Below are 15,655 nucleotides of genomic sequence, written 5' to 3' on the forward strand. Positions count from 1 at the left end.
AACCCCAAAGGCCGACAAGCGGCGGCCGGGCCGGAGAGCGGCGGGCCGCGGCGGTGTGGTCTGCTTGCTGTGGTTTACGAGCCGAGCCCGCGGTGAAGCAGAAGCCGCCCTCGGCAACCCCTCTCGAGTGAATGCGGCGGCCCAGTGAACGCACTAGCTCAACCTCTCGGCGCGGCGCTCGTCCGGGCGGTGAACCTCGTCGCCAACCCGGCGCGGATCTCGGACCCGGACCGGTTGCGCATCGCCGTCTCCGGCAAGACGGCCCTGGTCACGGGCGCGTCGTCCGGCATCGGCGAGGCCACGGCCCGCAGCCTGGCGGCCGCGGGCGCCCACGTGCTGCTGGTCGCCCGCACCGAGGACAAGTTGTGCGACGTCGCGGCAGCCATCAACGCCGGCGGCGGCCGCGCGACGGCCTACCCGACCGACCTGGCCGACGAGTCGGCCGTCGCCACGCTGGCCAAGCGGATCACCGAGCGGCACGGCGCGCTCGACGTCGTGGTGAGCAACGCGGGCAAGTCGCTGCGCCGCTCGCTGCATCAGCAGTACGACCGGCCGCACGATTTCCAGCGCACCATCGACGTCAACTACCTGGGGCCGGTGTGGTTGCTGCTGGGCCTGTTACCCGCCATGCGAGACAACGGCGGCGGCCACATCGTCAACGTGTCGAGCGTGGGCGTGCGCGTGGCGCCGGGCCCGCAATGGGGCGCCTACCAGGCGTCCAAGGGGGCGTTCGACCGGTGGCTGCGCAGCGTGGCCCCGGAGTTGCACGCCGACGGGGTCGCCGTGACGTCGGTCTACTTCGCGCTCGTGCGCACCCCGATGATCGCCCCAACGCCCGTCCTCGGCAGGCTGCCGAGCCTGTCGGCGGAGGAGGCCGCCGACGTGATCGCCAAGGCGCTCATCGACCGGCCGCGCACCAGCGAGCCGCCGTGGCTGCTGCCGGCCGAGCTGGCTTGCGTGGTGCTGGCGGGCCCGGCCGAGGTGGCTGCGCGGCTGTGGTACCGGCGCGCGGTCGGCGACGCGGAGCGCGGCCGATGACCGGTACCGCGGTGCTGCCGACCGCGGCCCGGGCGCTCGTGCGCTCCGGACTGCTGACGCCGCCGTCGCCGGCGGCCACGATCCGGTTGCTGCGCGCCGCGCGCCGCGGCGGCACCAACCCGTACACGCTGCTAGCGGTCGCCGCGGCCCGGTGGCCCGACCGGGCCGCGATCGTCGACGACGACGGCGCCCTGAGCTACCGCGAGCTGCAGCTGCTCATCGAGTCGGTCGCCTCCCGCCTGCCCGGCGTCGGGCCCGGCCGGGCCGTCGGGGTGCTGTGCCGCAACGGGCGCGGTTTCGTCGCGGGAGTCTTCGCCGCGGCGCTCGTCGGCGCCGACGTCGTCCCCGTCAACACGGAGTTCCGCGCCGACGCCCTGGCGGCCGCGCTGCGCGGCCACGGCATCGGCACCGTGGTCGCCGACGCGGAATTCGCCGAGCACATCCGCGCCGCCGACCCGGCTGTCGACGTCGTCGACCCGGCGACGGTCCCGCTGGACCGCGCCGCCCGGCCGCGCGTCGCCGCGCCCGGGCGGATCGTCCTGTTGACGTCCGGCACCACCGGCACCCCCAAGGGCGTGCCCCGCGACCCGGAGCTGCGCTCCGCGGTGGGCGTCTGGGTCACCATCCTGGCGCGCACCCGGCTGCACACCGGCTCACGCGTCTCGGTGGCGATGCCGATGTTTCATGGGCTGGGGCTCGGCATGGTGATGCTGACCGTGGCCCTCGGCGGCACGGTGCTGACCCAGCGCCGCTTCGACGCCGAGGCCGCGCTGGCGCAGGCGTCGCTGCAGCGGGCCGACGCCTTCACCGCCGTCCCGGTGGTGCTGGCCCGCATCCTCGAGCTGCCCGAGCGGGTGCGCGCCCGCAACCCGGTGCCCCACCTGCGGGTGGTGCTTTCCAGCGGTGACCGGCTCGACCCCACGCTGGGCCAGCGGTTCATGGACGCCTACGGGGAGGTGCTCTACAACGGCTACGGCTCGACCGAGGTCGGCATCGGCGCCCTGGCGACGCCGGCGGACCTGCGCGAGGCGCCCGAGACCGTCGGGCGGCCGGTGGCCGGCTGCCCCGTGCGGATCTTCGACCGCGCCGACCGGGCCGTCGGCCCCCGCGTCATCGGCCGGATCTTCGTGGGCGGTGGGCTGGCGAGCAAGGGGTACACCGGGGGCGGCGCCAAGGCCGTGGTCGAGGGCATGACGAGCACCGGGGACATGGGCTACCTCGACAACGCGGGCCGGCTGTTCATCGTCGGGCGCGAGGACGACATGATCATCTCCGGCGGCGAGAACGTGTACCCGCGGGCCGTCGAGAACGCCCTGGCCCAGCACCCCGCCGTCGCCGACAACGCCGTCGTCGGCGTGCCCGACGAGCGGTTCGGCCAGCGCCTGGCGGCCTACGTCGCGTTGCAGCCCGGCAGCGAGATCGACCCGCCGGGGTTGCGGGAGTACCTGCTGGGCAGGGTGTCCCGGTTCGAGCAGCCCCGCGACATCCACATCGTCGCCAGCATCCCGCGCACCGCCACCGGCAAGGTGGTGCGGCAGGCGCTGTCCGGTTAGCCCGGTGCGGGGGTCTCGCCCCGGCCGGGTTCCAGGGCGGCCACCTGGCGGGCGAGCCAGTTCGGCGCCAGCACCGAGATCGCGGTGGCGCCCGCGGTGGACCCCAGCACGCCGGTCCAGGCGACCGGACCCAGCGGGGTGCAGCCGAAGAACTGGCTGATCACCGGGGTCTGAATGATGCCTACCAGGACACCCGCGCTGCCCAGGGCGGTCGCCACCACCAGCGGGCTGTGGCGCCGCGTCAGCAGCGTCTGCGCCAGCTGCGTGGTAACCAGGGCGGTCAGGCCCATCGTCGAGGTGCGGCGTTCGGTGCCCGGCGTGTAGCGCCCGATGGCCCACGCCGCGGTCGCGCCGGCGGAGGTGACGGCGCCGCGGGTGATGATCTGGCGCATCAGCGGGGCGTCGAGGGACGGCGTGGGACCGGTGAGCACCACCTGCTGGTGTGCGCGCCGAGCCGCCTCGGCGGCCTCGGGGGAGTCGTAGTCCGCCACGTCGGGTTCGACGTATTGCGAGGTCACCGCGACGGCCAGCGCGGGGAACATGTCGGTGAGCAGGTTCACCAGCAGCAGCTGGCGGGTGCCGATCGGCGCGCGGCCCTGCCCGAACGCCGTGCCGATGATCGTGAACAGCACCTCGCCGACGTTGCCGCCGACCAGGATGGTGACCGCGTCGCGCACGCCGGCCCACATGCTGCGGCCCTCGACCAGGGCGTCGAGCAGCACGCCGAGGTCGGAGTCGGTCAGCACGATGTCGGCGGCGCCCCGGGCGGCCGACGAGCCGCGCCCGCTCACCCCGATGCCGACGTCGGCCATGCGGATGGCGGCGGCGTCGTTGGCACCGTCGCCGACCATCGCCGTCACCCGGCCGCTGCGCTGCAAGGCGGCGACGATCTGCACTTTCTGTTCGGGGCTGACCCGGGCGAACACCTGCACGTCGGCGACGAACTTGGCGGAGGCGTCCTCGTCCAGGCCGGTGAGTTCGGCCCCGGTCACCACGCGCACGTCCGCCGGCAGGCCCAGCTGGCGGGCGATCGCGCGGGCGGTGACCGGGTGATCGCCGGTGATCAACACGACGTCGCGGTGGGCGTCCACCAGCGCCTCGATCAGCGGGCGGGCCGACGCGCGCGCGGTGTCGGCCAGACCGACGTAGCCGAGCAGCTCGAGGTCGTGGGCGGCGGCGTCCACGGCGTCGGCGTCGGTGCCTTCGTCGGTCACCTCCCGCTCCCAGCCGCGCTGCGCCACCGCCAGCACCCGCAGGCCCTGCTCGGCGAGGCCGTGCACCACCGCCTCCGCCTGGCGCTGGTCGGCTTCGGGGTCGGCGAAGCGGCAGCGCGGCAGGATGACCTCGGGCGCACCCTTGAGGATCAGCACCGGCGCGGCCGGCCCCGACTCGCCGTTACCCGACGTGCCGATCGCCGCGGCGAAGCCGCGACTGGACTCGAACGGGACTTCGGCGAGCATCGTCCAGTCTCCGTCGCGGTGCCCGTTCAGCGACGCCGCGGCCGTGACGATGGCCTCGTCGGTGGCGTGCGCGTGCCCCTGACCCTCCTGCGGCTGCGTCGACGCGCGGGCCGCGGCCCGGACCAGCGCGCCGGCCTCGGGGGAGGTCAGCTCGGGGAACGGGTCGTGCGGGTCCACGCCGACCGGCACCGCGCACACCAGGCGCAGCCGGTTCTCGGTGAGCGTGCCGGTCTTGTCGAAGCACACGGTGTCGACCCGCCCCAGCGCCTCGATGGTCCGCGGCGCGCGGACCAGGGCGCCGCGCGCCGTCAACCGCTGCGCCGCGGAGAGCTGCGACAGGGTGGCCACCAGCGGCAGCCCCTCGGGGACCGCGGCCACCGCGATCGCCACGCCGTCGGCCACGGCTTGGCGCAGCGGCGCCCGCCGCAGCAGCGCCAGCACCGACACCGTGGCGCCGCCGGCCAGGGTCAGCGGGAGCACCTTGCTGGTCAGCTCACGCAGCCGGGCCTGGACGCCGGCCGCCGTCTCGACGTCCGCGACCGCGGAGATCGCGCGGTGCGCGGCGGTGCCGACGCCGGTGGCCACCACGATGGCCCGGGCCCGCCCGGCGACGATCGTGCTGCCCTCGAACAACATGCTGGCGCGGTCCGGGTCGTTGACGGCGACGGGATCCACCTGCTTGTCCACCGGCAGCGATTCGCCGGTGAGCAGGGACTCGTCGACCTCGAGGTCCTCGGCGACCAGCAGGCGGGCGTCGGCCGGCACCACTTCGGGCGCCGCCAGGTCGATCACGTCGCCCGGCCGCAGCGATTTCGCGGACACCGTGGCGGTGCGGGTGGCGCGCTGGGCCGCCTCGAGCCGGCGCCGGGTGGTCGCGACGGCCGGAACGACGACGCGGCGCACCAGCTGGTCCTGCTCGGCGAACAACTCGGCGGCCGCGGCTTCGGCCCGCAGGCGCTGCACACCGCCGGTGATGGCGTTGACGGTCATGACGCCGGCGACCAGCAGCGCGTCGACGTTGCTGCCGACGATCGCCGACGCGGCCGCCCCGACGGCCAGGATGGGCGTCAGGGGATCGGACAGTTCGGCGCGGGTGGCCGAGGCCAGCTGCACCAGGTTGTTGACGGGCCCGCGCAACGGCGCCAGCGCCGGGCTGTAGGACAGGTCGTCGAGGCGCCGCCGCCACGACGGGCCGGCGCTGTCGACGGCCAGCGGCTTGGCCCCGCCCGCGAGCCGCGAGTAGACGATCTCCGGATCCAGGGCATGCCACGCGGTGAGCGGTTGCGGGGTGGGGTCGGGCAGCCGCAGCACCCGGGTGGCCGAGAAGGACCCCGCCAGCAGGGCGGTGGCCGCGGCGGCGTTGACCGGGTTGAGCCAGCGCCGGAAGCTCACCGGATTGGTCGACGCCGGCTGCTCCCCGGTGACCAGCAACAAGCCGGCCAGCGTGGTGCCGCCCTGCGCCAGGTGCACGGCCGATTCGCTGGCCTGCCGGGCCACCGGGATCGCCGAGAGGATGCGCACCGCGTCGGCCAGGTCGGTGCCGGTGATGATGTCGGCCGTCCACGCCGTCGCGGCGCGCGGATCGTCAAGCGCCACACTGACATCGGCGATGGCGAGCGCCGCCAGGGTGTCCGTGGAGGCGAAGTCCCGGTGCAGCGCGGTGATCAGCAGCACCGGTCCGCGGTCGGCACGCAGCTCGCGCACTACATTGAGCAGCGGCGTGCCCGGCGGATGCGTCGCCGCGACGCTCGCGCTGAGGTCCTCGGTGCCGGCGACGTGGCGCAGCACCACCCGCGCGCCCGTCCGGTTCGCGGTCTGGAACAGCGGAATGGCGTAGGGGTCGACCTCCCAGCCGACGTCGACGCTGCCCACCCGCTCGCCGTCCACGATCAGGTCGGCGCGTTCCAGGCCCTGGGCCGGCGTCGCCGACGGCCCTTGCGAGGGAAGCCATTTGAGCCGCGCCCCGGTCGCGGGCAGCTCGTCGGGGTCCGGCTCGGGCGCCTGTTCGCCGTGCAACAGCGCGTCGACCACCTCATAGACGCGGTCGTCGTCCCAGCCGGGCGCCTCGCCGTGGACGCGCAGCACGGCGCGGTGATCGCCGCGCAGCGCGGCGCCGTCGATCACGACGACCTTCACCCGGTCCAGCCGGCGCAGCGCGCCGGGGTCGAGGACCAGTTGCCCGTCGTTGGCCAGGCCGCGACCCAGCACCGCCGCGAACGCCTGCCGGCCCATGTGTGCGGCCCGCGGCACCCCGGCCAGGATTGCGCCGGCCGCGTCTTCGGTGCCGCCGCCGGCCACCAACGCGCTGGCCGCGGCGATCAGCGAGCCGTTGGCCGCCGAGTCGACGTAGCTTTCCACCGGACCGGCCATCGAGCCCTTCGCGGAGTCGATCGCGACGTCGATGGCGCCGCTGACCACCACGTGCGACGCCTCGCCCGCCGCGGCGGCGGCCCAGCTGTGCCGCGGTTCGTGCTCGCGGGTTCCGGCCGAGGAGATGACGGGCACCACCGGCGCCTGGGGCCGGTCCGGCGTGGCCAGCGCGGGTTCCCGGTCGCGCCACACCCGCCGGTGCGCCACGGCCTCGGAGACCTGCAGGCTTCGCTGCACCATGTCGAGCAGCGGCGTGCCGAACGCCTGGGTCAGCCCGTTGGCCGCGGCGGTCGTGGCGCTGAGCGCGATGTCGGCGCCGACCCGGCCGAGCCGGGATTCCAGGATCGCCACCATGCGCGGCTGGTGGTTGATGAGCGCGGCCGCGGCGCGGGTGGTCTTCGGTGCGGCGGGCAGGCGGGTGACCAGACCCGTGACGGCGACGCTCATCGCGACGAGGTCCATGGCCGCGGCGGTCAGCGGCACGAGCACGGCCAGCGGGTTGCCGGGGTCGGCGAAGGGCGCCGACGCCGGCCCCGATTCGGGTCGCGGGGTCCCGATGTCGGCGGCCACGGCGGTCACCGCGTCGCGCACCTCATCCAGGACGTCGCCCGGGTCCGCGTCCTCGCTGAGCTCGACGACGAGCCGGCCGAGGGAGCCTTCGACGTGTGCCTTCGCGACCCCCGGGATGCGCCGGACCGGTTCCTCGACAACGGCCGAGTATTCGTGCCAGCGCGGGAACGGCAACAACGGGTCCAGGTCCAGATGGACGCGCCGGCCGCTTTGCCAGCGCACCGGCGGGGTGACGGGCGCGATCGACCCGTCGGTCGCGCCGCCCAGGCCGATCGCCCGGCCGGTCGTCTGTGCGACGGTCTGCACCACCGGGCCGGCGAGTTCCGCGACGGGGCTGGTCAGCGTCTGCAGGGCGCCGGCCGCCCCGGCCGCGGTCGACACCCCCGCCCGCACGACCTGAGCTGCCCCACCGGCCACTCCAGCGACGACGCTGGCCACGCCCGGAATCTTCACTCCGTCACCCTTCGATTACGTCTACCGCGCCTAATGTTCGTGGCGTGTGAAGAACCTGTCCACATGTGAGCCGGGAGGCAAACCATGCGACGACACCGATGACGATGCAGGTCGGGCTTCCGGTAGGTATCAGGGCCGCTTCCCTGACCGAAATCTTACCGTTTTGGCAGCCCGCCAAACCCGCCCGCGAAGGCGCGACGCGGGTCACCGCCCGAGCAGACGGTTCTTCTGCTCGAGGAATTCCTCGTCGGTGATCAGGCCTTCGTCGCGCAACCGGCCCATGTCGCGGATCTCCGCGGCGATGCCCGTCACGACGGTGCGCGCGCCGGAGTCCTCGTCGCCCTCCGGTGCGGGCGCGGCGTCCTTGGCCGGCGCGGCCGCGGCGGCGGGCACCCGCTCGCGCTGGCGGAAGGTGTCGGCCACCGTGCGTCCGGCCAGGCTGGACAGCGCGAGTTCGCCGACCCCGGTGCTGGGGGCCGCCGCCGCCTGTTCGCCGAGGCTGAACGCCGGCAGGGTCAGTGCGATCGGGCGCACCGCGGGGGTCGCGGCCGTCCAGGTGGGCGGGACAGACAGCGCGCCAACGGAATTCGCCTCGCCCACACCGGCCGTCGTCATGCTCTGCGCCACGCTGGGGGCCGACGCCGGGACCGCCGCGGCGGGGGTCTGCGCCGCAACTCCGGGCGCCACACCCGCGTCCTGCCAGCCGCTGACGATGTCGTCGGTGTGCAAACCGGTCTGCGCGCCGACGAGGTCGATGGGCAGCGAGATCGCACCCAGCGGCGACATCGGCGCGTCGAGTCCGTAGGCGATGCCGTCCGCGCCCAGGTCCAGCAGATCCAGCGGCGTGAGCCCGTCTAAGACGTCGGAAGTCGCCAGGCTGCCCAACCCAGTCGACGCCGACGACGCCGGTTGCACCGCGGCGTTGGACACCGCGCTCTGCACCTGACCGGCCGACGTCGCGCCGGCTTGTGTGATGGCGCTCTGCTGGGCCGCCACGCCTCCCGCGTTGGTGTTCTGCTGCGGGCTGGTGAACGGCGTCATCTGGGTGGCCGACGCGGCGGTCGCCGAGTAGCCATACATCGCGACGGCGTCCTGGGCCCACATCTCGCCGTATTCGGCCTCGGTGGCCGCGATCGCGGCGGTGTTCTGCCCCAACACGTTCGTGGCCACCAGCGTCGCCAGCTGCGTGCGGTTGGCCGCCACCTCCTCCGGCGGCACCGTCGCCGCGAAGGCCGCCTCGTAGGCGCCGGCGGCGACCCGGGCCTGGCCGGCCGTCTCCTCGGCCTGGCCGGCGGTGCGGCTCAGCCACGCGACGTACGAGCCCGCGGCGGCGGTCATCGATACCGCCGACGGGCCCAGCCACGCGCCGGACGTCAGGCCCGTCACCACCGCGGCGTAGCTGTTGGCTGCCGAATACAGTTCGGCGGCCAGCGTGTCCCACGCCTCCGAGGCGGCGAGCATGGGACCCGAACCCGGGCCCGCGTACATGAGACCGGAGTTGACCTCGGGCGGAAGCGTCGCGAAATCCACTGCCGGCACGCCTTATCCGACGATCGACGGCCGCCCGCGGACAACGGCGTGGCGGCTCGGGGCCGGGTACGAGTCGACGGCGCCCCGCGAGGAGCTGCGGGCGTCCGGTGTCTCGATCTGCACTGGGGCAGCGAGCATGGGCTTCCCTCTCGGTGTCTGCTGCGCGGCTGCGACTGGGTCGCGGCCGCATCTGTGACCGGTTTGCGTCAGGACGCGTTGCGCCCCAACGCCTTACAACGAGCTTGGTTCTGGCTGCATCGAGAACCTCACGGCTGACCGCTCACGTGATCAGCCTGAGGTTCATTTGTTGGTCCGTTGCTTCGTCGTCGGTGGCGGGCTGAGGCTGGAAGTGCTGACCCTTGCGCAAGGTGGCCAACAACTCTCGGTACGGGCCGACCAGGTACACGGTGTCACCGGCGGTGAGCCGGGCGTCGCGGCGCGGGTGCAGCAGCACCGGGGCGTCCTCCCGGGTGATCGCGATGACGCGGGTGTGGGTGGACAGCTCGAACATCTGCAGCCCGTCGAGTTCGCTGCCGGCCTGCACGTGCATCCCGCCGACCAGGAAGGACCGGTTGCCCACCGAGAACGTGCCCAGCACCTGCAGGCCCAGTGCCGCGCCGACGAAGCGCGGTGCGGCCAACTCGACGGTGGAGCGGACGTTTTCGAACCCGAACCGCTGCGCCACCGCGGCGCCCAGCTCGTGGTCGTACACCCGCAGCACCAGCGGCATTTTCGCCCACCGGTCGCCGGTCGACTCGAGCCGGGAGGCCAGCATCTCGCGCACCACGATCCCGGTCTCGATGTTGATCATGTCGTCGCGCGTGAGGACCGCGACCGCCCGCGCGGTGTCCACGCGGGCGGCCTCCAGCGTCTGGCGCAGGGTGGCGTCCCCGAAGATCACCGGGACGTCGAGCGTCGACGTGTTCGGCAGGAACCGGTTGCCTTGGTCGCGCTCGATGACGGCGACGTCGTATCCGGCCAGCGTGAGGTCCGTGACCACGCGAATTCCCAACGCGCTCAGCCCGACCACGATGATGTGGTTGCGCAGGTGGCGCGCCCGCGGCCGTCCGTACGACCAGACAAAGCGGCGCGAGAGCAGCACATCGGCGATGAACGCGACCAGCAAGGCGGTGGTCGTCACCCCGGCCAACATCAGCACGGCCGCGTAGATCCGCAGCCAGGTGGGCTGGCTGGCGAAGCTGAAGTCGCCGTAACCGGTGGTGGTGATTGTCTCGTTGGTGAAGTAAAAGGCGTCCACCCACGACATGCCCGGGTGGCCATACGCGAAGTGCAGCAACGTCGTTGAGCCGATGACCAATGCAATCAACGCGACGATCAACGGGAAGAACGCGGGGTTGAGTTCCTGCGGCAACGTCCGCGCCGCGTCGAGCGCCCGGCGGAGCCGGGGCCGCCGCGTGCGTATCCGGGCGGCCCGCGGCGCGCGGAAGCCGCACGAGGCCGCCTCCTCGACGGTGCCGATCATCGCCGTCCAGTCACCTGCGGCGACGACGTAATCCCTTCCCGGGCACGGGATGACCTGACCGGGGGCGGCCGAGTTGGGGCCGTGCACGACGGCCACCGGCGCCAGGTCGCCGTAGATGTCGCGCAGGCTGGCGTCTCGGGGCGCCTCGCTGCCGAACATGACGAAGTCGAGGCCCGCGGCCTCGAAGGGGTGCGTGGTGCGCGCCAGGCACGCCTCGACGACACCCTGTCCGGCGAGGTCGGCGACGTCGAAGATCGCGCTGGGTCCGTCGTCGACGGAGATCGCCTCGCGCAGCACATCATTGGCGACCCGCGCCACGATCCGAATGTCCGGGTTGGCCTTGCGGGCCAGCAATGCGATTTCCAGATTGGTGGCGTCGTCGTCACCGGCGCACACCACCGCGACCGCTTGCGCGATGCCGGCGCGTTCCAGCTCCGTCTTCACCCTGGCTCCGGCCAGGTCGCTGCCCAGGACCCGGGCCACGCTGGCGCCGGCTCTGCGCAGCTCCTCGATGACCGTCATGGCCAGCGCATCGTCACCGCTGACAATGACTCGCTGACTCATGAGAGAGGATCCCTTCGCGGACAATTGCAGGTACGCCTCTGCCTCGGCGAAGGGAACCGATCTCACGGCATCCTCGGGTCTCGTTCGGGGCGAAGGCGTTCACCTGGTCGGGGCGACGGTCGAATTGCCGCCCCGGCATTTGGGGTTTTGACGATATTAACAGCCGGTGAATCCGCCTGAGCCGAATTCGGCCGACGTTTGTCCAACCGTGGTTGTAGCAACCACGTCCGGTAGCGGCCCGGTTTGGTACTTAACGCGTTGCCGGGCAACGCATTTCAGCCTTCTGGCCAGTGTCTCACAGCAACTTGTGCTGATTGTGAGAGCCGATGCGCAGCCGAGTGGTCGATCTCACAGAACCTGTCGAAAAACTGTGAGGGTTGCGACTGATACCTGGAAAAAACTGCACCTCTTGTTAACAAAATGCGGTTTCGTGTTACTGAGCGAATAACAAACTGGGGATGTGCTGACAAGTTTGCTGCCAATTGTCTGTGGATCTTATACCCAGTGGCGCTTTCGCGTTGTGTCGGCGGGCAGGCGGACCGAGCATGGAGCCGCTAGGCTGCGACGGTCGTGACTTCTACCGCGGGAGGAAAGTGCTCCGTGACAACGTCTTTGGCTGACGGGCGCCATGAATGGTCCTCGTTCTCCGACGTCTGCAAGCGCAGTTTCCTCGGAAAACCGTTGATCAACAACCAACTTCAGCACGAGCGACTGTCCAACCCCGTCGCGCTGGGAGTGTTGTCGCCGGACGCGATCTCGTCGACCGCGTACGGCTCCGAGCAGATCATGATCGAGCTGCTGCCGGCGGCGGGGATGGCCGCCTTCGCGCTGCTGCTGCCCATCACGGGCGTCATCTTGCTCATCCTGGTCTTGGTGGCGGCATCGTACCGCCAAGTCGTCATGACCTACACCCGCTCCGGCGGGTCGTATGTGGTGGCGCGGGAGAACTTCGGCCCGCGGGTGGCACAGGTCGCGGCCGCCGCGCTGCTGATCGACTATGTCGTGACCGTGGCGGTGCAGTGCGCGGCCGGGACGGTCGCGGTGGTGTCCGCTATTCCGTCGCTGGGTCCCTACAGCCTGGAGATCACCGTCGGGGTCGTCCTACTGATGTGCATCGCGAACCTGCGCGGGCTGCGCGAGGCCGGGGTTGGCTTCGCGCTGCCGACCTACGCCTTCGTCGGCATGGTGTCCCTGGTGATCTGCGTCGGCGTCGGCCGTGAATTCTTCGGCGGGTTGCCCACTTACGACCCGGAGCACGCCGCGGGTGCGGTCGCGGTTCACCACGGCAACGGCCTCATCATGGGCGCCACGGTGCTGATCGTGTTGCGCGCCTTCGCCAATGGGGGCTCGTCACTCACGGGCGTCGAAGCGATCTCGAACACCGTCAACAGCCTGCGCAAGCCCGAGGGGCCCAACGCGCGCAAGGTCATGACCATCATGGCGTGCATCCTCGCGTTCCTGCTGGCCGGCGTGGCCTGGCTGGCGCACGTCACCCACGCGTTCCCGTACGAAGACGGCTACCCGTCGATGCTGTCGGAGATCGCGCGCGCGGTGTTCGGCCAGGGGCCGGTGGGCAACGTTCTCTACTTCATGGTGCAGGCCTCCACCGCGGCGATCCTCTACACGGGCGGCAACACCAGCTTCAACGGCTTCCCCGCGCTGGCCAGCTTCGTCGCCGAGGACCGGTTCCTGCCCCGCCCGCTGATGAAGCGGGGCCATCGGCTGGTGTTCTCCAACGGCATCATCGCGCTGACGGTGCTGTCGGTCGCCTTGCTGGTCATCACGGGCGGGTCGGTCGACGCGCTGGTCCCGTTCTACGCCATCGGCGTCTTCACCGGCTTCTCGATGGCCGGTTACGGCATGACCAAGTACCACCTGACGCACCGAGGCCCCGGCTGGCGCCGCAAGCTGACGATCAATCTCTCGGCGGGCATTCTGTCGACGGTCGTGGTGGCCATCTTCGCGATCGCCAAGTTCACCGAGGGGGCCTGGCTGATCGTGGTCGTGTTCCCGATCCTGGTGCTGGCCCTGATGAGGCTGAACGCGCAATATCGCGCCGAGGCGTCGGTGCTCGAAATGTCGCGCACCGAGCGGCCGGAACTGGGGCGCTACACGCGACACCGGGTGTTCCTCTTCGTCGACAGCATCGATCTGGCCGAGGTGGAGGCGCTGCGCTACGGCAACGGCCTCCACGCCGACGACCTCACGGCGGTGCACTTCGTCCTGGACGCCGCCCGTTCCTCGTTGCTCCAGACCTATTGGGAGCGCTTCCAGCACGACACGCCATTGCGCCTGGTGGAGTGCCCGGACCGGCACCTGAGCCGGGCGGCGCACGAGTTGCTGTTCAAGGAGCTCGAAGAGCATCCGGACACCAGGGTGACGGTGCTGCTGCCGCGGCGGTCGTATTCACCGTTGGTGGGCCGGTTGTTGCACGACCGCACGGCGGACAAGATCGCCGCTGCGATCAGCCGGATCCCCGGCGCGGCCGCGCAGATCGTGCCCTACGACATCGAATCCCGCATCGCGGCGGCTGCCCGGTGAGCTGACGCCCCGGGGAACTACGCGTGCAGCACCAGAGAAAGCGAGCGTTGTGACGACATCGGCCGGAGTTCTGCCTCCGTCAATCCCGGACAGGTGTAAGCGGCTCTTCCTCGGTCAGCCCCTGACCACCGATCAGCTGGAAGCCGAGCGGCTGCCGAACAAGATTGCGCTGGGCGCGCTTTCGCCCGACGCGATCTCCTCGACGGCGTACGGCACCGAGCAGATCATGATCGAGCTGCTGCCGGCCGCCGGGATGTCGGCGTTCACGCTGCTGCTGCCGATCACCGGCGTCATCCTGGTCATCCTGGCGCTGGTGACGGTGTCCTACCGGCAGGTGGTCATGCGCTACGCGCGATCGGGCGGCTCCTACACCGTGGCGCGGGACAACTTCGGTCCTCGGGTGGCGCAGATCGCCGCGGCGGCGTTGCTGATCGACTACGTGGTCACCGTCGCCGTGCAGCCCGCGGCCGCCACCGTCGCCGTGGTGTCGGCGATCCCGGCCCTGCGGCCCTACCACCTGGAGATCACCCTGGCGTCGGTGGTCCTCATCTGCCTGATGAACCTGCGCGGGCTGCGCCGCTCGGGCCGGATGTTCGCGATCACGACGTACGCCTTCGTCACCATGATCCTGGTGACGATCGTGACCGGGTTCGTGCGCGAAATGATCTCGGGCCTACCGAAATACGATCCGCAGCACATCGTCGGGGCCGTCCCGATCCACCAGGGCAACGGCCTGCTGATGGGCGCGACCGTCCTGATCGTCCTGCGCGCCTTCGCCAACGGCGGCACATCACTGACCGGTGTCGAGGCGATCTCCAACACCGTCAGCCTGTTCCGCAAGCCCGAGGGCGTCAACGCCCGCAAGGTGCTCACGGTGATGGCCTGCATCCTCGGGTTCCTGCTGGCGGGCGTGGCCTGGCTGGCGCACGTCACCCACGCCACCCCGTACCTCGACGAGTACCCCTCGATGCTGTCCGAGATCACGCGGGCGGTCTACGGTCACGGGGTGCTCGGCAACGCCCTCTATTTCATGGTGCAGGCGGCCACCGCGGCCATTCTGTTCACGGGCTGCAACACCAGCTTCAACGGCTTCCCGTCGTTGGCGAATTTCGTTGCCGAGGACCGGTTTCTGCCGCGCCCGCTGACCAAGCGGGGCCACCGCCTGGTGTTCTCCAACGGCATCCTGCTGCTGACGGCGCTGGCCTTGGTGCTGCTGCTCGTCACCGAGGCCAAGGTGAGCGCGCTGGTGCCGTTCTTCGCGATCGGCGTGTTCACCGCGTTCTCGATGGCCGGCTACGGCATGGCCAAACACCACCTGACCAACCGCGGTAAGCGCTGGCGGCTCAACATGATCGCCAACCTAGCCACCGGCCTCATGTCAACGGTCGTCGTGGGCATCTTCGTGGTGGCGAAGTTCACCGAGGGTGCCTGGCTGATCGTGATCATCTTCCCGCTGCTGGTGTTGATCTTGATGCGGCTCAACCACAAGTACCGCGCCGAGGCCTCGGTCCTGGAGACGACGCTCGAAGAGCATTTCGACGTCAGCCGCCACCCGCGGCTACGGGTGCTCGTGTTCGTCGACCACGTGGACCTCGCCGAGATCGAGGCGCTGCGCTACGGCAACGGCTTGCATGCCGAGGATCTGGCCGCGGTGCACTTCGTGATCGATCAGGACCACGCCGACCGGCTCGAGCAGCGGTGGGAACACTTCGACCACCACACGCCGCTGCGGATGATCGACTGCCCGGACCGGCACCTCTCCCGCGCCGCGCACGAGTTGGTGTGCCAAGTGCTGCAGGAACATCCGGACAGCAGGCTGACGGTGCTGCTGCCGCGCCGCACCTATTCGCCACTGCTCGGTCGGCTGCTGCACGACCGGACGGCCGACAGGATGGCCCGGGCCGTCAGCCGGATCCCCGGCGCGACCGCCATCATCGTGCCCTACGACATCGAATCCCGGATCGCGCGGATCGCCCCCGTTGACATCTCGCTGCGCCACCACGCCGAGCCCACGGGCGGCAGGGTCAGGATCCCCAGCCCGGTCGGCGACTGACCCGGTAGCAACGGACTGCGGTGAGCCGCGGCCCCAGCGG

General features: G+C 71.4%; 6 protein-coding genes and 1 pseudogene. 4 read left to right on the forward strand and 3 right to left on the reverse strand.

Going from position 1 to position 15,655, the window contains the following annotated elements:
- Window positions 1-144 precede the first annotated feature (144 nt).
- Both A5700_RS12370 and A5700_RS12375 read left to right on the forward strand, forming a co-directional pair.
- Window positions 145-1,038, forward strand: coding sequence for an SDR family NAD(P)-dependent oxidoreductase (locus tag A5700_RS12370; RefSeq protein ID WP_068073935.1), 894 nt, complete (start codon window positions 145-147; stop codon window positions 1,036-1,038).
- Window positions 1,035-2,591, forward strand: a complete 1,557-nt coding sequence (locus tag A5700_RS12375) for an AMP-binding protein (RefSeq protein ID WP_068073933.1) — start codon at window positions 1,035-1,037, stop codon at window positions 2,589-2,591. The genes A5700_RS12370 and A5700_RS12375 overlap by 4 nt, the downstream gene beginning before the upstream one ends.
- On the opposite strand, the gene A5700_RS12380 is transcribed toward A5700_RS12375, so the two are convergent.
- The 3 genes from A5700_RS12380 to A5700_RS12390 form a co-directional block, all read right to left on the reverse strand.
- Window positions 2,588-7,444 carry a cation-translocating P-type ATPase gene (locus A5700_RS12380; RefSeq protein ID WP_068073931.1) on the reverse strand — a complete coding sequence of 1,619 codons (4,857 nt, stop codon included), beginning with the start codon at window positions 7,442-7,444 and terminating at the stop codon, window positions 2,588-2,590. The genes A5700_RS12375 and A5700_RS12380 overlap by 4 nt on opposite strands.
- Before the next feature lie 204 nt (window positions 7,445-7,648).
- The gene (locus A5700_RS12385; RefSeq protein ID WP_068204776.1) at window positions 7,649-8,974 is read right to left on the reverse strand and encodes a PPE domain-containing protein; all 1,326 of its coding nucleotides are present in this window, start codon (window positions 8,972-8,974) and stop codon (window positions 7,649-7,651) included.
- Between the two features lie 280 nt (window positions 8,975-9,254).
- Entirely contained in the window at window positions 9,255-11,021 is a 1,767-nt protein-coding gene (locus tag A5700_RS12390) for an NAD-binding protein (protein WP_068073928.1), read from the reverse strand.
- A gap of 612 nt (window positions 11,022-11,633) precedes the next feature.
- On the opposite strand from A5700_RS12390, the pseudogene A5700_RS12395 reads away from it, so the two are divergent.
- Window positions 11,634-13,553: pseudogene (locus A5700_RS12395) on the forward strand (APC family permease); the annotation flags it as partial.
- 58 nt (window positions 13,554-13,611) lie between these two features.
- Window positions 13,612-15,615 (forward strand): APC family permease, encoded by a 2,004-nt coding sequence (locus tag A5700_RS12400; protein WP_068073926.1) that lies wholly within the window; start codon window positions 13,612-13,614, stop codon window positions 15,613-15,615.
- Window positions 15,616-15,655: the final 40 nt, after the last annotated feature.

Source organism: Mycobacterium sp. E1214 (assembly GCF_001666755.1).
Lineage (GTDB): Bacteria > Actinomycetota > Actinomycetes > Mycobacteriales > Mycobacteriaceae > Mycobacterium.

Excerpts from the sequence above, each read along its gene's own strand:
- A5700_RS12375 (WP_068073933.1), top strand. The coding sequence starts at position 1,035 with ATGACCGGTACCGCGGTGCTGCCGACCGCGGCCCGGGCGCTCGTGCGC.
- A5700_RS12390 (WP_068073928.1), bottom strand. The coding sequence starts at position 11,021 with ATGAGTCAGCGAGTCATTGTCAGCGGTGACGATGCGCTGGCCATGACG.